The organism is Paraburkholderia sp. GV068 (genome assembly GCF_003058125.1).
Lineage (GTDB): Bacteria > Pseudomonadota > Gammaproteobacteria > Burkholderiales > Burkholderiaceae > Paraburkholderia > Paraburkholderia graminis.
In genome coordinates, this window is record NZ_QBUB01000006.1 from 81,827 (window position 1) to 102,058 (window position 20,232).

At 63.1% G+C, this 20,232-nt stretch carries 20 protein-coding genes; 12 read left to right on the forward strand and 8 right to left on the reverse strand.

Annotation, left to right across the window (positions count from 1 at the left end; genetic code table 11):
- Positions 1 to 2: 2 nt before the first annotated feature.
- The 3 genes from C8K18_RS14460 to C8K18_RS14470 form a co-directional block, all read right to left on the reverse strand.
- Positions 3 to 1,181 carry a fumarylacetoacetate hydrolase family protein gene (locus C8K18_RS14460; protein ID WP_107707880.1) on the reverse strand — a complete coding sequence of 393 codons (1,179 nt, stop codon included), beginning with the start codon at positions 1,179 to 1,181 and terminating at the stop codon, positions 3 to 5.
- A 76-nt stretch (positions 1,182 to 1,257) separates the two neighbouring features.
- A complete protein-coding gene (locus C8K18_RS14465; protein ID WP_107707881.1) occupies positions 1,258 to 3,042 on the reverse strand; it encodes an IlvD/Edd family dehydratase in 1,785 nt (594 codons plus the stop codon).
- A 158-nt stretch (positions 3,043 to 3,200) separates the two neighbouring features.
- Entirely contained in the window at positions 3,201 to 4,256 is a 1,056-nt protein-coding gene (locus tag C8K18_RS14470) for a LacI family DNA-binding transcriptional regulator (protein ID WP_181324902.1), read from the reverse strand.
- 352 nt (positions 4,257 to 4,608) lie between these two features.
- Between C8K18_RS14470 and C8K18_RS14475 the strand changes: the two genes are divergently transcribed.
- Entirely contained in the window at positions 4,609 to 5,961 is a 1,353-nt protein-coding gene (locus C8K18_RS14475; protein WP_107707882.1) for an MFS transporter, read from the forward strand.
- A gap of 49 nt (positions 5,962 to 6,010) precedes the next feature.
- Here C8K18_RS14475 and C8K18_RS14480 read toward each other — a convergent pair whose 3' ends face one another.
- Both C8K18_RS14480 and C8K18_RS14485 read right to left on the reverse strand, forming a co-directional pair.
- A complete protein-coding gene (locus C8K18_RS14480) occupies positions 6,011 to 6,367 on the reverse strand; it encodes a hypothetical protein (protein ID WP_258196119.1) in 357 nt (118 codons plus the stop codon).
- Positions 6,368 to 6,455: 88 nt separating this feature from the next.
- Positions 6,456 to 7,439, reverse strand: a complete 984-nt coding sequence (locus C8K18_RS14485; RefSeq protein WP_107707883.1) for a LysR family transcriptional regulator — start codon at positions 7,437 to 7,439, stop codon at positions 6,456 to 6,458.
- A gap of 103 nt (positions 7,440 to 7,542) precedes the next feature.
- Between C8K18_RS14485 and C8K18_RS14490 the strand changes: the two genes are divergently transcribed.
- Positions 7,543 to 8,289: an SDR family oxidoreductase gene (locus C8K18_RS14490; protein ID WP_107707884.1), complete on the forward strand. Its 747-nt coding sequence runs from the start codon at positions 7,543 to 7,545 to the stop codon at positions 8,287 to 8,289.
- Between the two features lie 66 nt (positions 8,290 to 8,355).
- Here the strand turns inward: C8K18_RS14490 and C8K18_RS14495 are convergent, their stop codons facing one another.
- Positions 8,356 to 9,309: a LysR substrate-binding domain-containing protein gene (locus C8K18_RS14495; RefSeq protein WP_107707885.1), complete on the reverse strand. Its 954-nt coding sequence runs from the start codon at positions 9,307 to 9,309 to the stop codon at positions 8,356 to 8,358.
- Between the two features lie 158 nt (positions 9,310 to 9,467).
- On the opposite strand from C8K18_RS14495, the gene C8K18_RS14500 reads away from it, so the two are divergent.
- The 9 genes from C8K18_RS14500 (at position 9,468) to C8K18_RS14540 (ending at position 17,898) form a co-directional block, all read left to right on the forward strand.
- Positions 9,468 to 10,526 carry an ABC transporter substrate-binding protein gene (locus tag C8K18_RS14500; RefSeq protein WP_029968964.1) on the forward strand — a complete coding sequence of 353 codons (1,059 nt, stop codon included), beginning with the start codon at positions 9,468 to 9,470 and terminating at the stop codon, positions 10,524 to 10,526.
- Between the two features lie 60 nt (positions 10,527 to 10,586).
- Complete coding sequence (locus C8K18_RS14505) at positions 10,587 to 11,666, forward strand: ABC transporter ATP-binding protein (protein WP_006050364.1); 1,080 nt, start codon at positions 10,587 to 10,589, stop codon at positions 11,664 to 11,666.
- Positions 11,653 to 12,525, forward strand: coding sequence for an ABC transporter permease (locus tag C8K18_RS14510; RefSeq protein WP_107707886.1), 873 nt, complete (start codon positions 11,653 to 11,655; stop codon positions 12,523 to 12,525). Before C8K18_RS14505 ends, C8K18_RS14510 begins: the two co-directional genes overlap by 14 nt.
- A 16-nt stretch (positions 12,526 to 12,541) precedes the next feature.
- Positions 12,542 to 13,339: an ABC transporter permease gene (locus C8K18_RS14515; RefSeq protein ID WP_107707887.1), complete on the forward strand. Its 798-nt coding sequence runs from the start codon at positions 12,542 to 12,544 to the stop codon at positions 13,337 to 13,339.
- Positions 13,336 to 14,487 (forward strand): FAD-binding oxidoreductase, encoded by a 1,152-nt coding sequence (locus C8K18_RS14520; protein WP_006050367.1) that lies wholly within the window; start codon positions 13,336 to 13,338, stop codon positions 14,485 to 14,487. The genes C8K18_RS14515 and C8K18_RS14520 overlap by 4 nt, the downstream gene beginning before the upstream one ends.
- A gap of 7 nt (positions 14,488 to 14,494) precedes the next feature.
- Positions 14,495 to 14,878 (forward strand): (2Fe-2S)-binding protein, encoded by a 384-nt coding sequence (locus tag C8K18_RS14525; protein WP_107707888.1) that lies wholly within the window; start codon positions 14,495 to 14,497, stop codon positions 14,876 to 14,878.
- Positions 14,868 to 16,298, forward strand: a complete 1,431-nt coding sequence (locus C8K18_RS14530) for an NAD(P)/FAD-dependent oxidoreductase (RefSeq protein ID WP_107707889.1) — start codon at positions 14,868 to 14,870, stop codon at positions 16,296 to 16,298. The genes C8K18_RS14525 and C8K18_RS14530 overlap by 11 nt, the downstream gene beginning before the upstream one ends.
- Complete coding sequence (locus C8K18_RS14535) at positions 16,291 to 17,463, forward strand: FAD-binding oxidoreductase (protein WP_107707890.1); 1,173 nt, start codon at positions 16,291 to 16,293, stop codon at positions 17,461 to 17,463. The genes C8K18_RS14530 and C8K18_RS14535 overlap by 8 nt, the downstream gene beginning before the upstream one ends.
- Positions 17,464 to 17,544: 81 nt before the next feature.
- Positions 17,545 to 17,898 (forward strand): RidA family protein, encoded by a 354-nt coding sequence (locus C8K18_RS14540; protein ID WP_006050371.1) that lies wholly within the window; start codon positions 17,545 to 17,547, stop codon positions 17,896 to 17,898.
- A gap of 130 nt (positions 17,899 to 18,028) precedes the next feature.
- Here the strand turns inward: C8K18_RS14540 and C8K18_RS14545 are convergent, their stop codons facing one another.
- On the reverse strand, positions 18,029 to 18,628 hold the full coding sequence (locus C8K18_RS14545) for an NADPH-dependent F420 reductase (protein ID WP_107707891.1): 600 nt from the start codon (positions 18,626 to 18,628) through the stop codon (positions 18,029 to 18,031).
- Positions 18,629 to 18,730: 102 nt separating this feature from the next.
- Positions 18,731 to 19,465, reverse strand: a complete 735-nt coding sequence (locus C8K18_RS14550; protein ID WP_006050373.1) for an SDR family NAD(P)-dependent oxidoreductase — start codon at positions 19,463 to 19,465, stop codon at positions 18,731 to 18,733.
- Between the two features lie 128 nt (positions 19,466 to 19,593).
- On the opposite strand from C8K18_RS14550, the gene C8K18_RS14555 reads away from it, so the two are divergent.
- Complete coding sequence (locus C8K18_RS14555) at positions 19,594 to 20,169, forward strand: TetR/AcrR family transcriptional regulator (RefSeq protein ID WP_029968954.1); 576 nt, start codon at positions 19,594 to 19,596, stop codon at positions 20,167 to 20,169.
- Positions 20,170 to 20,232 lie beyond the last annotated feature (63 nt).

Below are 20,232 nucleotides of genomic sequence, written 5' to 3' on the forward strand. Positions count from 1 at the left end.
GCTTAAAGCACGCCCCGCGACGCCAGATTGCGATACAGCGCGCGCACCCCGAAAGTCCACGGCGCGACCTCGGTACTCAGGCGCACGGTGTTGATTAGCGCACCGAGTTCCGGCGTCGAGATGGTCACCTTGTCGCCAAGGTGATGCGTGAAGCCGCCGCCTTTCGTGTCGCGGTCCTTGATAGGCGAAAACATCGTGCCGAGGAACAGCATGAAACCATCGGGATACTGGTGATGGCGTCCCCACGTCTGCGCGACGAGATCCTCGGGGTCGCGACTGATCTCGCTCATGTGGCTCACGCCCTCGAGGACAAAGCCATCGTCCGACCCTTCCACGCGCAGCGCAACGCTTGTCGCGCGGATCGAGTCGAGATCGAACGATTCGTCGAACAGACGCACGAAAGGACCGATCGAACAGGACGCGTTGTTGTCCTTGCATTTGCCCAGCAGCAGCGCCGAGCGGCCTTCAATGTCGCGCAGATTGACGTCGTTGCCTAAGGTCGCGCCGACAATTTCTCCGCGGCTGTTGACCGCAAGAACGATCTCCGGCTCCGGGTTGTTCCAGTTCGACGCAGCCAGCAATCCGACGTCTGCGCCGAAACCTACTGCGGACATCGGCTGCGATTTCGAAAATACTTCGGCATCCGGACCAATTCCGACTTCCATGTACTGGGACCATGCGCCGCGTCGTTCGAGTTCCGCCTTGAGCTTCATCGCTGCTTCCGAACCCGGCTTGATTTTCGACAAGTCGGTTCCGATGGTCGCGGCGATGGTTTGCCGCACTTCTTGCGCTTTGCTGGCGTCTCCGCCCGCCTGCTCTTCAATCACGCGCTCGATGAGGCTCACCGCGAACGTGACGCCGCATGCCTTGATGGCCTGCACGTCATTGGGCGCAAGCAGTCGCGGTGCGTGTTCCTGCACAGCGCCCAGGTTTGCTTCCACCAGCGTCTGAACAGAGCCGAGCGCTTCGCCCGCAACTGTCCGCGCAAACTGAACGACGTCTTCACGGTCGAACAGATCGGCCGTGGTCGGCGCGCTCGCGGTTATATCCAGCACTTCGCCGTTGCGGACCACGACGACCGACGGCCCTTCATACGTCGCGGTTTTGCGCCAGACGCGGCCGACAAGCAGCGCCCGCTCGACATCGTGCGGCAGATAGTTAGTAGCGAATCGTGAAGTCATGGTAGCGATTGTCTCCGTGTATGTTGGCAGATCATGTCGGCGCAACGTATCGCCGATTGAAGTCAGTGCCGATAGTTTAGTGGGAGTGCCGCGGGTTGCCGCGCTCTTCGATGACTTTCAGATAGAGCGTCGCGGGCTCAAGGCATCCGCCCGTGGACAACTGGCCGACGGTTTGCCGATATAGCTCTTGCCACGGGGTCTGCGCCGGCGGAATCGAGATGCTGACTGTCTCGCGGCGGCGTGCAAGCTCTTCGTCATCGACCAGCACGTTCACCGAACGCGCGTTCAGGTCGACACGCACGCGGTCGCCTGTTTGCAGCAGAGAGAGTCCGCCGCCCACGGCCGCCTCGGGCGACATGTTGAGGATCGAAGGACTTGCCGAGGTTCCGCTTTGCCGGCCGTCGCCCATCGTCGGAAGAGAGGTTATGCCCTGGCGCACGAGCGCAGCGGGAGGCGCCATGTTGACGACCTCGGCGCTGCCCGGATAACCCACGGTGCCCGCGCCGCGGATAACGAGAATGCAGTGCTGGTCGATCTCGAGCGACGGGTCGTTGATGCGCGCGTGGTAATCCTCGGGTCCCTCGAACACGATTGCCCTTGCTTCGAAGGCGTTTTCCGCACCGGGCTCGCTCAGATAGGTATTGCGGAAAGCATCGCCGACGACCGACATCTTCATGATCGCGCTGTCGAAGAAGTTGCCCGACAGCACGATAAAACCAGCGCCATGCTTGAGCGGCTCGTCCGTGCTCTTGATGACCTCGCGGTCCGGTTCGGCTGCACGGTCGGCGATAGCACCAACGAACTCGCCCGACACGGTCAAGCACTCACGATGCACGAGGCCAGCGCGGTCCAACTCGCGAAGCACTGCCGGAACGCCGCCCGCGCGATGGAAGCTCTCGCCGAGATACTCGCCCGCGGGCATGCAATTGACGATGAGCGGCACGTTTTCGCCGACGCGCTGCCAGTCGTCCAGACTCAGTTCGATACCCATATGACGGGCAATCGCGATCAGGTGCGGCGGACAATTACTCGACGCGCCCAGCGCCGACGCCACGACAATCGCGTTCTCGAATGCGGCCTTCGTCATGATCTTCGACGGCCGTACGTCCTCCCGCACGAGGTCGACGATACGCTTGCCGGTCGCATACGCCATCTGCCCTCGCTCCCTGTACGCTGCCGGGATGCTCGCGCAGCCAGGCAGCGACATGCCGAGCGCCTCGGCGAGACTGTTCATCGACAACGCCGTGCCCATCGTATTGCAATGACCAATGGACGGCGACGAGGCGGTGGTCAGTTCCATGAAGCCTTCGTAGTCGATCTCGCCCGCCGCGAGCAGATTGCGCGCGTGCCAGATGACCGTTCCCGACCCGACCCGTTTGCCGTGATGCCAGCCGTCGAGCATCGGGCCGCCCGACAACACGATGGCCGGCATATCGACCGTTGCGGCCGCCATCAGGCAAGCCGGCGTGGTCTTGTCGCAGCCCGTCGTCAGCACGACGCCATCCAGCGGGAAGCCGTGCAGGATTTCCACCAGACCGAGGTACGCGAGATTGCGGTCGAGCGCCGCCGTGGGACGGCGGCTCTGTTCCGCGAGCGGGTGAACCGGAAACTCCATCGGAATGCCGCCGGCGTCCCGAATGCCCGCCTTCGTGCGCGCCGCGAGTTCGATGTGGTGACGATTGCACGGCGCGAGATCGCTGCCTGTCTGCGCAATACCGATGATCGGCCGGCCCGACTGCAACTCCTCGCGCGTGAGGCCATAGTTCATGAAGCGCTCAACGTAAAGCGCGGTCATGTCCGCATTGGCGGGGTCGTCGAACCATTCCTGGCTGCGCAACCGCCTTGAATTGAGTTGAGTCATCGCTTGTACTCCTCGTTCGATGTCTTGACGATATGGTAGCCACTATCGCCGTGATTGCCGCTTGCCTCTAGCTTCGTCGCGATATTTTTCGCAGGCGTTGTTATCGGTAACATTTTTGGATGTTATCACGCTGCGCGGACGTCGTGCAGCAGAAAAGGCTACGCGCTTTCGCGTGCAATGACGGTGTAATCGATGGTTAATTTGCGGCGCTGCGGCACCGCTTGTGCGGTGACCGAACCGAGCGACGACAGCAGTAGCTTGCCGGTGCGTGAGCCGATGCCATAGGCGTCGACGGAGACCGTGGTAATGGTCGGATGACAGCAGACGGCAACTTCGAAATTGCCGAAGCCCGCCACGGCAATGTCCGTGGGAACGCTGAGGCCGCGGCGGTGGCATTGCATGATGGCGCCGAACGCCGACATGTCGCTCACGCACATGACGGCGTCGGTGTCGGGCCACTGTTCGAGAAGCGCGTCGAGCGCCGGACCGCCGTGGCTCATCGTGATAGGCGATTCGCCGAAGCGGATCACGCGAGGCTCGCCGAGACCTTGCGCTTTCATCTCCTGCTGATAGCCCTTCAGGCGCTCGAGACCGCGTCGATCGAGGTCGCTGGCGCCGGCCAGAAAACCTATCTTCCGGTAACCACGCTCCTTCAGATATCGGACCATCTCGCGCGCTGCGCGGGCGTTCGAAAAGCCCACTGCCATATCGATCGGATTGGCCGGCAAGTCCCACATTTCGACGACGGGTATGCGCGAGCGCTCGAGCAGTTGCCGTGTGCCTTCAGTGTGCTGCGAACCCGTCAGCGCGATGCAGCGAGGCTGGTATCGGAGCATCGAGCGAACCAGCCGCTCTTCGCGAACGAGGTCGTAGTCGGTGTCGCCTATCAGGAGTTGCAAGCCGTGTGGTTCGAGTGTGGCCGATAGTCCGCGCACCGTATCCGAGAAGTTGGAACTCGCCAGAGACGGCACCAGTACCGCGACAAACTCCGACCTGCCGGACGATAGCGCGCCTGCCGCGGCGTCGGCCACGTAGCCGAGTTTGTCGATTGCCTGCTGCACGCGCTCGCGGGTTGCCGGCGCGACGCTGTGCCCGGCGAGTACGCGCGACACCGTCATCTTCGAAACGCCCGCGATGCGCGCAACGTCGGACATGCGAGGCGGACTCGCTTGCGGGTCGCTGACGACACGGTCGTTGATGCGGGTAGTGCCCATCGGTCTCGGGGTTGAGTTGCCTGAATGTTGTTCGAATGTTGCCTGAATGCGCGAGTCGGCGGAATACGGCAGCACCGGCTGGCAGCGACTGAGCATGATACGACACTCGGTACAGGGCGCCTAAGTAGATTCCCCTGGCTTGCCGTTTTGGGCCGCATCGTGCTACCTTCGTTACCGATAACATTTTCGCCGCCGGCAACGTTTTGCCCCGATATGTTATCGGTAACATAAATTGCCACATGCGGCGAGCATGCATGAGCGGCACGACGTATCGGTGCATGACAACGAGATGCCGAAAGCGGTCTCCGCTTTAACGGGACCGTTCGAGACACACCAAAAAGGAGACAGTCCCATGCCAACCCTCACTCAGGCGGCAGCCGCGCCGGCGGTAGCCAACGAGGTCGAAGAACAGTTGTATCGCAAGGTCTTGAAGCGCATCCTGCCGTTGCTGCTTCTATGCTATGTCGTCGCGTATCTGGACCGTGTCAATGTCGGATTCGCGAAGCTGCAGATGCTCGACTCGCTCGGCTTCAGCGACGGCGTGTATGCCGTGGGCGCCAGCATTTTCTTCTGGGGCTATTTCTTCTTTGAAATGCCCAGCAATCTTCTTCTGCATCGCTACGGCGCGCGTTTCTGGATTGCACGCATCATGGTGACATGGGGCATCGTCTCCTCGTCACTCGCATTCATCTCCCCGCTTTCGCACTTTTTCCATGTCGAGACTTCGACGATGTTTTACACGCTCCGGTTTCTGCTCGGAGTATGCGAGGCCGGGTTCTTTCCCGGCATCATCCTGTATATGAATTACTGGTTTCCCGCCAGGCGCCAAAGCGTGGCGATGTCTGGGTTCCTGATTGCCATTCCGGTCAGCCTGACGCTCGGCGGCATCGTCTCCGGCTGGTTGATGGAAAACACGCACGGTCTGCTCGGCATGGGAGGCTGGCAATGGATGCTTCTGCTCGAAGGCATTCCTTCTATTCTGGTCGCGTTCGTCGTGCTTTTCCGTATGGGCGACGGAATTCAATCGGCGACCTGGCTGACACAGTCCGAGAAGGCTTTGCTTCAAAGAAATCTCGAACAGGAAAGTGCTAAAAAGACCCACAGCGTTGGCGCTGCGCTGAAAAGCCCGCGCGTCTGGTTGCTGACGTTCATTCTTCTCACGTTCAATACCGGCTTTTACGGGTTGGCCTTCTGGCTGCCTTCTATCATCAAGGCTTCCGGTGTAAAGAGTACTTTGAACATTGGCCTGCTGACCGCCATTCCCTACCTTAGCGCCGTCGTGGCAATGCTTTGGAACGCATCGCACTCGCGCAAGACCGGGGAGCGCAGATTGCATGCGGCTATTCCTGCGTTCATCGGTGGCGTCGGTCTGATTTTGAGTGCGCTGTTTGCGAACAATGTTCCGGTGTCGATTGTGTTTCTGACGATTTCGACCTGCGCGATTCTCGGCCTGATGCCGATTTACTGGACCTTCCCAGGACAGATTCTTTCGGGCACCGCCGCTGCTGCGGGCATTGCGCTCATCAATTCGGTCGGCAACCTGTCCGGATTCACGGGCTCGATGATTACGAGCATCGCTAAAGATCTGACCGGCAATATCAACAATGGTACGTACGCGCTTGGTGCATGCCTGCTTGTCAGCTGCGTGCTTATTTTGTCGATTCCGAAGAGCATGCTGAACAAGGACCCGGTTCAAGACGCATGAGCGAATCGTCGCTGGCGCGATCGGGAGTCACATCTTGGTCACACCTATCTCAGACCGGAGTGAAGACGATCGCGCCATCGTTCTCGACTTGCGTGAAGGTGCGCAGGAATCGATAAGGTTGCCCGCCAATCAGCAGGTCGTTCCGGCCAGACTGCGTCGCTTCCAGTATCGAGCTCACCGCGGCGTTGCTGATTGAGCCGGAACGGGTCCATTCGTCGGCGGGCGCGCTCGCGTCGCCGATGTATAAGGCGCTCGAGTCGGAGCCCCGTCGCACGACGATGAAGCTGACGCCTTTGCTCAGCGCGAGTTCGAGGTATTCGCCAAGCGCCGCGAGCGCCTCAGGGCTCGATGATGGGGTCTCCGACTGATACGTGGTCATAATGCCGCCCGAGTTAGTTCGACTCAATGTCCCATGCTACCAGCAGCAGAGTGACAGATGGAATCAACCGCTTGCGAACCGCGTCGGGCGCGAGAGGATCGCACTTGATTTGATGCTATCTCGACGGGCGTCCCACGCGTCCTTTGAGTGATTTTGCCGCAGCACGCGCGTGTCGCTCGACGTCCACGTCCCACGGCGCCGGCGACGGAAAAACTTCTTGCAAGAAAGCGATAAACGCCTTCACCGCGGGATTGCTCCGGCGACTCTCGGGCCATATCGCGTGAAGCTGAAACCGGTCGTAAGCGTACTCGAACAGCACGGGAACGAGTTCGCCACGTCTGACGTACGGGGCCGCGATATAGGTGGCCGAAATGCCGATGCCGGCACCGGCTGCGAGCGCCGTGGCGATGGCATCGCTCAAGTCCATCGTCAGCCCTGACGGCGGCGACAACTCCAATAGCTTGTCTCCCATCCAGAACGGCCAGACGGCTGGCTGCCCCGTCGATTGATAGCGGAAGTTCACGCAATCGTGGCTCTGCAGGTCGCTCGGGTGCCGGGGTGTGCCGCGCGCCTTCAAATAATCCGGCGACGCAAACGCGCATATCCGATGCGGCGCGAGCCGACGTGCAATCAGTCTCGTGTCGCCCGGATCGCCGACGCGAACCGCAACATCGATCCCCTCCTCGATCAGATCGACAATCCGGTCGCTCAGTCGAACGTCGACGTTCACCTTCGGAAAGCGCTTGCGAAATTGCGGCAACGCGGCAGCAAGAATGTGCACGCCAACGGGAAGCGACGTCGCCACCTTGAGCGTGCCGGCCGGCTCGGCGCGAGCCGCGGCCACAGCCTGCTCGATGTCTTCCGCTTCGCGCAGCAGGCGTTGCGTCCTTTCGAGCAGATCGCGGCCCTCAGGCGTCAGCGTCAACGAGCGCGTTGTCCGGCTGAACAGCTTGAGCCCGAAGTGCTGCTCGAGCCGTTGCACGCTTTTGCTGATCGCGGACGGCGAAACCGCGAGCGAACGTGCGGCAGCCGTATAGCTGCCGAGCGACGCGGCGCGCGCGAACGCCATGAGCCCGGTGAGTCGTTCGATTTGTTCCATGGTGGCACTATTAAAGCGATGTCCGGCCCAATTATCAAGCTGCACGTCGTCAATTAACCTTCTTTCCAACGACGCCAACGGGCGTTCATCCCTGGAGAAGAAAATGACTAACGCAGTGCAGGCAGGCAACGCGGCGCAACTCGCGGACAAGACGGTGCTGGTTTTCGGCGGCACTTCGGGTATCGGGCTCGAGGCCGCGATTCAGGCCAAGCAGGCAGGCGCGCAGGTCATCGTTGTGGGCCGCAACGCGGTTGCCGCCGAACAGGCGGCGAAAGACCACGGTTTCGCGGGATGGCGCGCTGCGGATGTCACCGACGCCGATTCGCTCCAACGCGCCGTGAAGGACATACCTCGCGTCGACCATCTGGTGCTGCTGGCCGGCACATTCGTCGCGGGCAAGGTGCGCGACGCCGAGGTGGCCTATCTGCGTCAGGCGTTCGAGGAGCGTATCTGGGCCGCGGTTCATGTGATTCGCGCATTGGGCGATCGCCTGAGCAAGGACGGCTCGATCACGCTGATCTCCGGCAGCCTCGCGGATCGTCCGAACGCTTATGGGACTGCGGTACTCGGCGCGGCGTCGGCGGCAATGGAGGCGCTCGCTCGCGGTCTTGCCCTCGAGTTGGCGCCGGTTCGCGTCAATGCGCTGTCACCGGGACCGATCGACACACCCATCTTTCACAAGGCGCTGGGCGAGGCCCGCGACGGCTTTGTGGAAGGACTCAAGCAGACTCTGCCGCTGCACCGCTTGGGCACTGCCGCCGAGGCGGGTGCAGGCGTGGTGTTCCTGATGACCAATGGCTTCATGAACGGCGTCACGCTGAATCTGGATGGCGGCGCCCGGCTGGTTTGAATCAAGAAAGCCTGCGGAGCGGTGGCTCGCGCGCTATAAGGAACCCGGGAGCATGAGCGCAACGCATCACGCGCCCGCTCGCAACCTCGCCCGCCCGCGCGGCGCGGCATTGCGCGACGGCGGCACGACTTCCGCCAGCAATTCGTCGTGCAAGCCGCGCAACACCTCGACGAACGCCGACGCGAGCCGCTCCCGCGGCCGATGCGGCGGAAACAGCAAATAGGTCTGAAAACGCGTAGCCGGCACAAACGGCCGGATCGCAATATCAGGTCCGGCATAGTCCCGCGCGACGATAGGATGCGCGAGCGTCACGCCCATGCCATGACGGACCATCTCGCAGCACATCGCGGTGTACTGCGCCTCGATGGCGAGCACGCGCTGCACGCCCGCGCGCAGAAACACCTCGTCCATCAAGGCTCGCGTGCCGTCGCCGTGGCACAGCGATATGAACGACTCGCCCTCCAGGTCCTCCGGCTTGATGCTGCGCTTCGCAGCGAGCCGATGCGCCGCCGGCATCACGCAGACGGCCGCCACGTCCGATAGCTGCTCGACCTCGCAGTCCGACGCCTCGCTTACATAGACCGCCACGCCGAGATCGCAGAACTGCGATGCCGTCCAATGATTGACCGTCGCCGACGTATTGACGTGGAGCGACACCGTCACATCGGGAAACAGCTCGACGAAACGTTTGATCGCATGCGGCACGAGCGTCATGCCCGCCGACGGCATCGCCGCGATCCGCAAACGCCCGCTGCCGAGATTGCGAATCTGCGCGGCCGCATTCGCCAGTCCCTGCAAGCCCACGAAAGCGCGTTCGACCTCGCGGAAAAAAGCCTCGCCCTCGCTAGTGGGAATCAGGCGCACGCCGCTGCGCTGAAATAGCTGCAGGCCCGTATCGCGCTCCAGTTGCGCAATCAGACGGCTCACGTTCGGTTGCGACGTGAAGAGCGCCTTGGCTGCGGCGGTCATCGACCCCGACACCATCACCGCGCGAAACGCCTCGATGTGCTTGAGATTCATGCGTATTTCCCCCAGGAGACGGTCTGCCTATCCATATCATCCATGTATGGATAGGTATTTTATTCGTATTGGACGACATAGCCAGCCGGCGCGACACTGCATTTCAGCGACGGGCAGCGAAGCCCGCCCCACACATACCGGAACTGGAGATCGTCGTCATGAAAAGAGCGTTGCATCGCCGTCTGTCCGCCCCCGCCCTTGCGGCCGTTTCGCTCGCCGTCAGCCTCGCCGCGCCGCTCATCGCGCAGGCCGAGACCACGCTGTATGTCGCCAACGTCGGCGGGTCGAACGAACAGCTCTATCGGCAGAAAATCATTCCGCCGTTCGAGAAGGCGCACAACGTGAAGATTGTGTACGTCGCGGGCAATTCCAGCGACACGCTCGCGAAGCTCCAGGCGCAGAAGGGTCATCAGCAGATCAACGTCGCCGTGATGGACGACGGCCCGATGTACCAGGCGATGCAGCTCAACCTGTGCGCGAAGCTCGACGACGCGCCCGTGATGAAGGACGTCTACCCGCTCGCGAAGCTGGGGCCGTCGGCGATCGGCGTCGGCATGGTGGCGACGGGCATCGGCTATAACGAGGAAGCCTTCAAGAAGGCCGGCTTGCCGCCGCCCGACTCGTGGAAGTCGCTTACCGACAGCCACATCAAGGGCAAGCTCGGCGTGCCGCCGATCACCAACACGTACGGCCTGCACACGCTCGTGATGCTCGCGCGCCTCTCGGGCGGCGGCGAGAAAAATATCGACCCCGGCTTCACCGCGATGACGAAGCAGGTCGCGCCCAACGTGCTGTCCTGGGCGCCGACGCCTGGCGAGATGGACGGCCAGATGCAATCCGGCGACGTGATCCTCGCGCCGTACGGCAGCGGCCGCGCGGTCGCGTTGCAGAACACCGGCTTTCCGCTGAAATTCATCTACCCGAAAGAAGGCGCGGTCGCGTTGCAGGTGGCCGCGTGCGTGGTCGCTGAAAACGCGCAGCCGCAGTTGTCGCAGCAATTCGTGCAGTACCTGTTGACGCCGGAAGTGCAGGTGTTGCAGGCGCAAGGCATCGGACTCGGCCCGGTCAACAAGACCGTGAAGCTGACGCCCGAGATTGCTGCACGCGTGCCCTACGGTCCCGATCAGATCTCGAAGCTGACCGCGATGGACTGGACCACGATCAACCAGCATCGCACGGAATGGACGGAGCGCTGGAACCGTTCGGTCGAGCGCTGAACATCTTCGGCACTGGCAGATTCCTCGCGCGGCGCGCGATCTGATGAAGGAGCGAGGCGCATGGCCTTTCTGACTCTGCAAGGCATTTCGAAACGCTACGGCGATTTCACGGCGATCGAGCACATCGATCTGGACGTCGAACGCGGCGAGCTGCTTGCGCTGCTCGGCCCGTCCGGCTGCGGCAAGACGACGACGCTGCAGATGGTCGCCGGTTTCGTCTCGCCGACCACAGGCCGCATTCTGCTCGATGGCCGCGACATCACGAACGAGCGCCCGGAGAAGCGCGGCATCGGCGTAGTGTTTCAAAGCTACGCGCTGTTTCCGCATATGACGGTGGCGGGCAACGTCGGCTTCGGGCTCGAGATGCGCAAGGTCAGGCGCAAGGAACGCGAAGAGCGCGTTGCCGAAGCGCTGTCTCTCGTGCGGCTGAAAGGTCTTGGGCATCGCTATCCGAAGGAACTGTCGGGCGGCCAGCGTCAGCGCGTGGCGATTGCGCGCGCCATCGCGATGGAACCCGAACTGCTGCTGCTCGATGAGCCGATGTCGAACCTCGACGCCAAGCTGCGCGAGGAGATGCACATCGAACTGCGCGCGATCCAGAAGCGTCTCGGCATCACGACGATTCTCGTCACGCACGATCAGGTCGAGGCGATGACGATGAGCGATCGCATCGCGATGATGCATCGCGGTGTGATCGCGCAACTGAGCACGCCGTACGACGCGTATGAGCGCCCCGCTACGCCGTTCACATCGACGTTTCTCGGCCGCACCAACGCATTGGCCGGCGAAGTGTTGCGGCGCAATCCGCGTTGCGCCGAAGTGGATGTCGCGGGCACGACGCTGCATGTTCCGCACGAAGGCCGGCACGTCGACGGCGCCGTGCATGTCTATATCCGCCCCGAAAAAGTCCATCTCGCCAACGGCGATGCACGCGTGCGCGGCCGTATCGCGACGCGTGTTTTCGTCGGCAATCAATGGCTGCTCGAAGTCGAGACGGAGCTCGGCAAGCTGCGCGTCGCGCAACCGAATCACGGCGCGCCGCCGCCCGAGGAAGGCGACGAAGTCGGCCTCGCATGGACCGACGACGACCTGCGCGTACTGACGCAAGACCGGCCGGAGGGCGCTCATGGCCACGCTTGACGACGACCGCCCAGGCGCCGCGCCGTGGCTGCTGTCGGGGCCGGCGCTGCTGCTTTTCATCGGTCTCTTACTGGTGCCGCTGCTGCTCACGCTGATGTTGTCGTTCCGCGTGTTCAGCGACACGGCCGGCGTCACGTCCGCTTATACGCTCACGAATTACTGGGAGGTCGTCAGCGATCCGTACTACGGCACGATCTTCCTGCGCACCGCCGGTCTCGCCTTCGCCGTCACGCTTCTTTCGATCGTGCTCGGCGTGCCGGAAACCATCGTGCTCGCGCGGATGAAGCGTCCGTGGCAATCGCTGTGTCTGCTGGTCGTGCTCGGGCCTCTGCTTATTTCGGTGGTGGTGCGCACGCTCGGCTGGCAGATTCTGCTTGGCAACAACGGTGTGCTCAACAACGCGTTGCAGTCGCTGCATATCACCGACGAACCTATCCGCCTCGTCTTCACGATGACCGGCATGATCATCGCACTCACGCATGTACTGGTGCCGTTCATGGTGATGTCCGTGTGGGCGACGATGCAAAAGCTCGACCCGCAAATCGAATGGGCCGGACGTTCGCTCGGCGGCTCGCCGTTCGCGGTGTTTCGCCGCGTGGTGCTGCCGCAGATCATGCCGGGCGTGCTGTCGGGTTCGATCATCGTGTTCGCGCTGTCGGCGTCGGCGTTCGCCACGCCCGCGCTGATCGGCGGGCGGCGCCTCAAAGTGGTCGCGACCGCCGCCTACGACGAGTTCCTCGGCACGCTGAACTGGCCGCTCGGCGCGAGTATCGCCGTGTTGCTGCTGATTGCCAACGTGGCGATCGTGATGGGCTGCAGCCGCCTCGCCGAGCGCCGCTTCCGGCATATCTTCGACTGAGCGAAGGAGAGCGATCATGAAACAGAACGGCATTCTCGGGCTCGTCTACAACGCGTTCTTCCTCACCTTCATTCTCGCGCCGCTCGTCGTCGTGATGCTCGTCGCGTTCACCGACAAGGGCTTTATTTCGATGCCCTTCGATGGCGCGTCGCTGCGCTGGTTCCGCGCGATCATCGAGAACGGCGACATCGTCTCGGCGTTCTGGCTGTCGGTGCGGCTCGCGTTTGCCGCGGCGACCATCGGCGTGCTGCTCGCGGTGCCCGCGGCGCTCGCCATCGCGCGTTATCGCTTTACGGGCCGCGCCGCGCTGACCAGCTTCTTCCTCTCGCCGATGATGATTCCGGCCGTCGTGCTCGGCATCGCGTTCCTGCGTTTTCTGTCGCTGCTGCATCTGTCGGGCTCGTTCTGGTCTCTCGTTTGTGCGCACGTGGTCATCGTGCTGCCGTATGCGCTGCGTCTCGCGCTGTCGTCGGCGGTCGGGCTCGATCGCGATGCGCAACGCGCCGCGCTGTCGTGTGGCGCGAGCCGCTTCACCGCATTTCGCCGCGTCGTGCTGCCGATGATCCGCACGGGCGTCGCGGGCGGCTGGGTGCTGTCGTTCATCCAAAGCTTCGACGAACTGACGATGACCATCTTCGTCGCGACGCCCGGCACGACCACGCTGCCCGTCGCCATGTACAACCAGATCGCGCAGACGATCGATCCGCTCGTCGCTTCGGTGTCGGCGGTGCTGATTGTCGGCACGGTCCTGCTGATGGTCCTGCTCGACCGCATGGTCGGACTCGACCGCATTCTGATCGGAGAAGCTCGATGACATTGACAAGCACCGCCGCGAGTGCCGATAAGCTCGCGGACGTGGTAGTCGTAGGCGGCGGCCTCGTCGGTTCGGCCGTCGCTTACGGGCTCGCCCGCGAAGGCGCGCGCGTCACCGTGCTCGACGAGGACGACGGCGGCTTTCGCGCGTCGCGCGGCAATTTCGGCCTCGTCTGGATTCAGGGCAAGGGTTACGGCCTGTCGCCCTACGCACGCTGGTCGCGCAGTTCAGCGACGCGCTGGCCGCAACTCGCGCAAGCGCTGCAACAGGAGAGCGGCATCGACGTCGCGTTGAAGCAGCCAGGCGGCTTTCACTTCTGCTTTAACGACGACGAACTCGCCGAGCGCGAAAAACGTCTGTCGACGCTGCGAGCCGAGCTAGGCGATTACCCATATCAGATGCTCGATGCCGCCGAAGTCCGCGCGCGCATTCCGCAAGTCGGGCCCGCGGTGATCGGCGCAAGCTACACGCCGATGGACGGCCACGTGAACCCGCTCAAGCTGCTGCGCGCGCTGCACACGGCGATGCAGGCGCGCGGCGTGAAGCTCGTCTCGGGCGAGCGCGCGGCGCGCATCGAAGCTCAAGGACACGGCTTTGTCGTGCATGGAAAACGCGGCACGTATCGCGCTGCTAAGGTCGTGCTCGCCGCAGGACTCGGCAATCGCACGCTCGCGCCGTTCGTGGGACTTCATGCACCGGTTGCGCCGAATCGCGGGCAAGTGCTGGTGAGCGAGCGCGTCGCGCCGTTTCTCCACTATCCGACGCTCAACGTGCGCCAGACCGACGAAGGCAGCGTGCAGTTCGGCGATTCGATGGAAGAAGTCGGCTTCGACGATTTCACCACGACGCATGTGCTGGCCGACATCGCCCGGCGCGGCGTGCGCGCTTTTCCGATGCTGCAACACGTGCGGCTCGTGCGCATGTGGGCGGCGCTGCGCGTCTATAGCCCTGACGGCTTTCCGATCTACGACCAGTCCGAAGCGCATCCGGGCGCGTTCGTCGTTACGTGCCATAGCGGCGTGACGCTCGCGGCCGCGCATGCGTTGCGCGTCGCGCCGTGGATCATGGGCGCGGCCATGCCCGACGAGTTGCCCACCTTCTCCGCGCAACGCTTCGAGCACGCGAGAGAACTGATTTCCGCACACTGAATCCGACATGACTACTCAATCGACTCACACACCGCCTCACACGCTCTTCAAGGTGCTGCCCGGCGCTGAAGGCGCGGCCGTCACCAACGTCGCCATCTGGTTCAACGATCAGCCGCTTACCGTGCCCGGTGGTCGTTCAGTGGCCGCGGCCCTGCTCGCGGCGGGCGTATCGCGTTTTCGCGCGACGCCGGTTTCGGGCGCACCGCGCGCGCCGTTCTGCATGATGGGCGCGTGCTTCGATTGCCTCGTCGAGATCGACGGCGTGCCGAGCCGCCAGGCCTGCATGGTCGAAGTCAAGGCGGGCATGCGTATCCGCTCGCAGGAAGGCGCGCGCGATCTGCCGCCCGTGAGCTTCGCCGACGCACCGATGGAGAACGCACATGGCCGCTGATTTCGCTTCCGAGTTCGCTTCCGAGTTCGCTTCCGAAGCCGTCGACGTCGTCGTGGTCGGCGCCGGTCCTGCCGGCATGAGCGCGGCCACGCGCGCGGCGCGCGCCGGGCTCAAGACTGTGTTGATCGACGAGCAGGACGCCGTAGGCGGCCAGATTTATCGCGCGATCGGCCGCGCCGATGCGCGCCGCAAGGAGATTCTCGGCCCCGACTACGCAGCGGGCGCGGCGCTTGCCGAGGCCTTCGCCGCCTCCGGCGCGCGTCATCTGACCAATGCGACCGTGTGGCAGGTCACGCGCGAGCGCGGCGTCAATTATCTGAAGGACGGCAAGATCGGCAGCTTCGACGCGCAGCGCGTGATTCTCGCGAGCGGCGCATTGGAACGGCCCTTCCCGATTCCCGGCTGGACGCTGCCCGGCGTGCTGACGGCGGGCGCGGCGCAGATTCTGTTGAAGAGCGCGGGCGAAGTGCCTGCCGCGCCGCCGGTGTTGGCCGGCTGCGGACCGCTGCTGTATCTGCTCGGCTGGCAGTATGTGCGTGCGGGCGTGCCGATCCGCGCGCTCGTCGATACCACGCGTCATGAAGACCGTTGGCGCGCGAAACGTCACATGTTCGCCGCGCTGCGCGCATGGCCGTTTCTCAGCAAGGGCCTGCAATTGATTCGCACGTTGCGCGACGCGAGCGTGCCGATCTTCGAGGCCGCCGACGATCTGCGCGTCGAGGGGCGCATCGGCAGCGATCAGGTCGAGCGCGCCGCCGCGCTGCACTTCACGAGCCACGGTAAAGCGCATCGTATCGAAGCCGATGTGATCCTGTTGCATCAGGGCGTGGTGCCGAACACGCAGTTCACGCAGGCGCTGCGCGCGGCGCATCGCTGGGACAACGCTCAACTGTGCTTCACGCCGAAGGTCGACGCATGGGGCGAGCTGGACGTGCCGGGCATCTTCATCGCGGGCGATGGCGCGGGCATCGGCGGCGCGCAGGCGGCCGCATTGCAGGGCACGCTCGCGGGCCTCGCGGTGGCCGCGCAACTCGGCGCGCTGACCGCGGCGACACGCGACGCCGAAGCCGTCGAACATCGCCGCGCGCTCGCCGGTGTGATGCGCATTCGGCCGTTTCTCGACAGCCTGTACCGTCCGCGCGACATCAACCGCATTCCGCGCGACGAGACCGTCGTGTGCCGGTGCGAAGAAGTGACTGCGGGGGAATTGCGCCAGTTCGTCGAACTCGGCTGCGTCGGACCGAATCAGGCGAAGTCGTTCGGACGCTGCGGCATGGGACCGTGCCAGGGACGCATGTGCGGTCTTACGGTGACCGAAGTAATCGCCGATGCGCGCCGCGTCTCGCCCGCCGAAGTCGGCTATTACCGCATCCGTCCGCCGATCAAGCCGCTCACGCTCGGAGAACTCGCCGGTGAATGACACGACCGTCACGCAGGAAGCCGATGTGCTTGTGGTGGGCGGCGGGCTGCACGGCACGAGCAGCGCGTTTCACCTGGCGCGTCGCGGCGCGAAGGTGATCGTGCTGGAAGCCGATTACGTCGCGCGTCATTCGTCGGGGGTCAACGCGGGCGGCGTGCGGACGTTAGGCCGTCCGCTGCCGGAGATTCCGCTTGCGCTGATGTCGCGTGAAATCTGGCACGGCATGACCGATCTGCTCGGCGAAGACGGCGGCTTCGTTGCATCCGGCCAGTTGAAGATCGCCGAAACCGACGACGAACTTCAGGTATGCCGCGAGCGAGTCGCGCTACTCGAATCGCGGGGCTTCACGCATGAAAAGGTCATTGACCGCGAGACCGTGCTCGAACTCGAACCGGCGCTTGCGCGGCATGTGACCGGCGGTATCTGGGTGGAGCGCGACGGCTACGCGTTGCCGTATCGGACCACGACGGCTTTCCGGCTCGCCGCACAGCGCCTTGGCGCGCGTTTTCTCGAAGGCACCGCCGTGCGCCGCATCGAACAACGCGGCACGCGCTGGCTCGCGCACACGCCGCGCGGCACGTTCAGCGCGGAGAAACTGCTCGTCACCGCAGGCGCGTGGTCCGGCGAACTGGCCAGGCAGGTCGGCGAGCCAGTCCCCGTTCATCCCGAAGGTCTGATGCTGATGGTCACGCATCGCGTCGCGCCCTTTTGCCGCGCAACGCTCGGCGCAACCGGCAGGCCGCTGTCGTTCAAGCAGTTCGACAACGGGACGGTCGTGATCGGCGGAAAACTGATCGGCATTGCCGATCTGGCGAATCGTCACGGCGAGGTCGATTTCGTGCGGCTCGTGCGCAGTGCCCGGACCGTGACCGACCTCTTTCCGCATCTGCGTGATCTGGGCGTGAACCGCGCATGGGCCGGCGTCGAAGCGTTCACCGAAGACGAACTACCGGTGATTTCCGCGAGCCGCGAGGCGTCGAATCTGTATTACTCGTTCGGCTATTGCGGCAGTGGTTTTCAGTTGGGACCGGGTTGCGGCAAGCTGGTGTCCGAACTGATGCTCGACGGCACACCGAGCCTTTCGCTCGACGCGTTCGCGATCGATCGTTTCGAGCGCAACGCGGCGCCCTCTCACGCCGGCGCCGCGCAACTCGCGACGCATTAAGCGGTTTTGTTTTTTGTTCCGTCGTGCGCGCTTCGCGAGCATGCGCGGCGGCTTCGTTCGACCTCAACCTGAGAAATTGTCATGACCGATATTGTTCGTATCGAAACCAATCAACGTATGAGCCGCGTCGTGAAGGCTGCCGGCCTCGTGTTTATCGGCGGCCAGACTTCCGCGGATCATGCGCCCGACGTGAAGATTCAGACCGCCAAAGTGCTGGAGAAAATCGACGGCTTTCTGGAGAAGGCCGGCATCGACAAGACGCGGCTCGTTTCCGCGCAAGTCTGGCTCGCGGATATTTCGCGCGACTTCGCCGGCATGAACGAGGTCTGGGACGCGTGGGTTCCGCAAGGCTGCGCGCCGACCCGCGCGACGGTGCAGGCCAAACTTGCCGCGCCTGAGCTGCTGGTCGAAATTGCTGTTGTGGCGCTTGGCTGAGCGAACGCGGTAGGAAACGTGGGAGCGGCTGTGGTGTCGGGCAAGCGCTGAGATAGGAGCTGTGCGGATCACGGCCACGCGTTTAGCAATGCAATGCGCGTGGCCGCTGCGACTTTCCCGCGACCCGCCGCTATTTGAACTTGACGAGATCCTTGAAGATCAGTTCGGCCCACGTATTACCCTTGGCCTGCACGAGCGAGCCGCCATTCTTGAGCGGTCCGAGCGCGATCGGCGCGAAGCCGAGTTGTTCGGCCAGAGCCGCGACCGGTGCCACCGCCTTTTCGTCATCGCTCGACAGAAACACGACGCGGCTGCCGCCGTTCACGTTCGGATCAGACGCAAGAACTCCAGCGGGCAGATGGTTAAAGCCCTTTACGAACCGGGCGCCGGTGAACGCTTTGGCGATAACCGCGGACGACGGCTGACCGTCCAGTTCCTCAACGGGAACACCGAAAGCATTGGTGGCGTCGATGATCGTCTTGGCCTGCCAGTTCGGGATCAGCTTCGCGACTTCCCGATGTTCCCAGAACGGAATGGCCAGGAAGATGATGTCGGACGCGATGGCGTCTTGCAGCGTCTTCGGGACAACGGTGGGGCCGATCGCTCTTGCCTGCTGCGTCAGGCTCTCGGGCGGGCGCCGGCCGGCGACGGTCACTTCGATGTTCTTTCTTGCAAACGCTCGGGCGAGCGCCTGGCCTACCGCGCCAAAGCCAATAATCGAATAGCTCATGCGAATACTCCATTCAATATGATAAGGAATCCGGATTTATGGAAGTACTTGGACCACCTTCATCAAGTCGATAGCCACTTCTACACGCTTATCGGCGCGATCTCAGATAGCCGACGTGCCGCCGTCGACATACAACTCCACACCATTCACGAAGCTCGAATCGTCTGAAGCGAGAAACAGCGCAACCGTCGCGATTTCCTCGGGACGACCCATCTTTCCGCGCGGCACCAGCGATTCGAACTGCCGCTTCGTCTCTTCGTCGAAGACTTGTTCCTGAATCGGCGTGGCGATCTGCCCCGGGCTCAGCACGTTCACGCGGATATTCCTGCCCTTCAGTTCGTTGAGCCAGCCGCGTGCGAACGCGAGCAGCGCCGCCTTGCTCGCCGCATACACGCTGAAACCAGGGAAGCCTTTGATCGACGCAATCGATCCGGTCATGAAGATCGATCCGCCGTCGTTGAAGAGCGGCAACGCCTTTTGAACCGTGAACAGCGTGCCGCGCGCATTCAGGTCGAAGGCCGCATCGAAGTGCTGCTCGGTAATCTGACCCAGCGGCAGCGCTTCGCCCGTGCCGGCGCTTGCGTACAGGATGTCGATCTTGCCCTTCTCCCGCTTGACTGTATCGAACAGGCGGTCGAGGTCGTCGAGATTGGCCGCGTCGCCGCGCACGCCGGTCACGTTGCGGCCAATCTGCTTGACGGCCTCGTCGAGCGCCTCCTGCCTGCGGCCCGTGATGAACACATACGCGCCTTCTTCAACGAACCGCTTCGCGCTCGCCAGCGCCATGCCGCTCGAACCGCCCGTGATGACTGCAACCTTACCGTCTAGCTTTCCCATGACTTCTCCTTTCGTGGTGTCGGGCAGCGCCGCTATTCCCATTTGAACAAAAGCGCTGTATCTTATGGATCACTGATCCACATCCTGAGTCAAATATATGGATCACTGATCCACTTGTCAAGAAAATCATGCGAGCCGACGCCAGAAAGAACTACAGCCATCTACTTGAAGTCGCGCGCGACGTCATCAGCGAACATGGCGCCGATGCGTCCATGCGAGATATCGCGCGCCGCGCCGACGTCGGACTGGCAACCGTGCTGCGCCATTTCCCGACGCGAGAAGCGTTGTTCGAGGCGTTGCTGCGCGAGCATCTGGACGCGCTGACGCAAAAGGCGGCGGAACTGGAAGCGTCGAGTCCACCTGACGAAGCGCTCGTGTCCTGGTTTCGCGAAGGCGTCGCATTCGTCCATAGCTATAACGGCGTTGTCGCGTTGATGGCGAGCGCCCACGCGGACCCTGAGTCCGCGCTTTACGCTTCCTGCGCAGCGGTGCACTCGGCGGGCGAGCGACTATTGCTCCGCGCTCAGGCCGAGGGAACCGCGCGCGCCGACATGAACGGTGTCGACCTGTTCGCGCTGATGTCGGCACTCGGCTGGGTCGTCGACCAGCCGTCGTTCGCGCCACGCGCCGATTATCTCTTCGACTTTATCGCGGGCGCGATGCTGACAAACCCGTCGAGCAAGGATGTGAAGAAGGGAATGTGAGATTCGTCGCAAGCTTCTTAGAGGTACGTGCGTTGACGCGCTGCAAATGCCAATACGGCAATT

Excerpts from the sequence above, each read along its gene's own strand:
- C8K18_RS14460 (WP_107707880.1), bottom strand. The coding sequence starts at position 1,181 with ATGACTTCACGATTCGCTACTAACTATCTGCCGCACGATGTCGAGCGG.
- C8K18_RS14465 (WP_107707881.1), bottom strand. The coding sequence starts at position 3,042 with ATGACTCAACTCAATTCAAGGCGGTTGCGCAGCCAGGAATGGTTCGAC.
- C8K18_RS14470 (WP_181324902.1), bottom strand. The coding sequence starts at position 4,256 with ATGGGCACTACCCGCATCAACGACCGTGTCGTCAGCGACCCGCAAGCG.
- C8K18_RS14475 (WP_107707882.1), top strand. The coding sequence starts at position 4,609 with ATGCCAACCCTCACTCAGGCGGCAGCCGCGCCGGCGGTAGCCAACGAG.
- C8K18_RS14485 (WP_107707883.1), bottom strand. The coding sequence starts at position 7,439 with ATGGAACAAATCGAACGACTCACCGGGCTCATGGCGTTCGCGCGCGCC.
- C8K18_RS14490 (WP_107707884.1), top strand. The coding sequence starts at position 7,543 with ATGACTAACGCAGTGCAGGCAGGCAACGCGGCGCAACTCGCGGACAAG.
- C8K18_RS14495 (WP_107707885.1), bottom strand. The coding sequence starts at position 9,309 with ATGAATCTCAAGCACATCGAGGCGTTTCGCGCGGTGATGGTGTCGGGG.
- C8K18_RS14500 (WP_029968964.1), top strand. The coding sequence starts at position 9,468 with ATGAAAAGAGCGTTGCATCGCCGTCTGTCCGCCCCCGCCCTTGCGGCC.
- C8K18_RS14505 (WP_006050364.1), top strand. The coding sequence starts at position 10,587 with ATGGCCTTTCTGACTCTGCAAGGCATTTCGAAACGCTACGGCGATTTC.
- C8K18_RS14510 (WP_107707886.1), top strand. The coding sequence starts at position 11,653 with ATGGCCACGCTTGACGACGACCGCCCAGGCGCCGCGCCGTGGCTGCTG.
- C8K18_RS14515 (WP_107707887.1), top strand. The coding sequence starts at position 12,542 with ATGAAACAGAACGGCATTCTCGGGCTCGTCTACAACGCGTTCTTCCTC.
- C8K18_RS14520 (WP_006050367.1), top strand. The coding sequence starts at position 13,336 with ATGACATTGACAAGCACCGCCGCGAGTGCCGATAAGCTCGCGGACGTG.
- C8K18_RS14525 (WP_107707888.1), top strand. The coding sequence starts at position 14,495 with ATGACTACTCAATCGACTCACACACCGCCTCACACGCTCTTCAAGGTG.
- C8K18_RS14530 (WP_107707889.1), top strand. The coding sequence starts at position 14,868 with ATGGCCGCTGATTTCGCTTCCGAGTTCGCTTCCGAGTTCGCTTCCGAA.
- C8K18_RS14540 (WP_006050371.1), top strand. The coding sequence starts at position 17,545 with ATGACCGATATTGTTCGTATCGAAACCAATCAACGTATGAGCCGCGTC.
- C8K18_RS14545 (WP_107707891.1), bottom strand. The coding sequence starts at position 18,628 with ATGAGCTATTCGATTATTGGCTTTGGCGCGGTAGGCCAGGCGCTCGCC.
- C8K18_RS14550 (WP_006050373.1), bottom strand. The coding sequence starts at position 19,465 with ATGGGAAAGCTAGACGGTAAGGTTGCAGTCATCACGGGCGGTTCGAGC.
- C8K18_RS14555 (WP_029968954.1), top strand. The coding sequence starts at position 19,594 with ATGCGAGCCGACGCCAGAAAGAACTACAGCCATCTACTTGAAGTCGCG.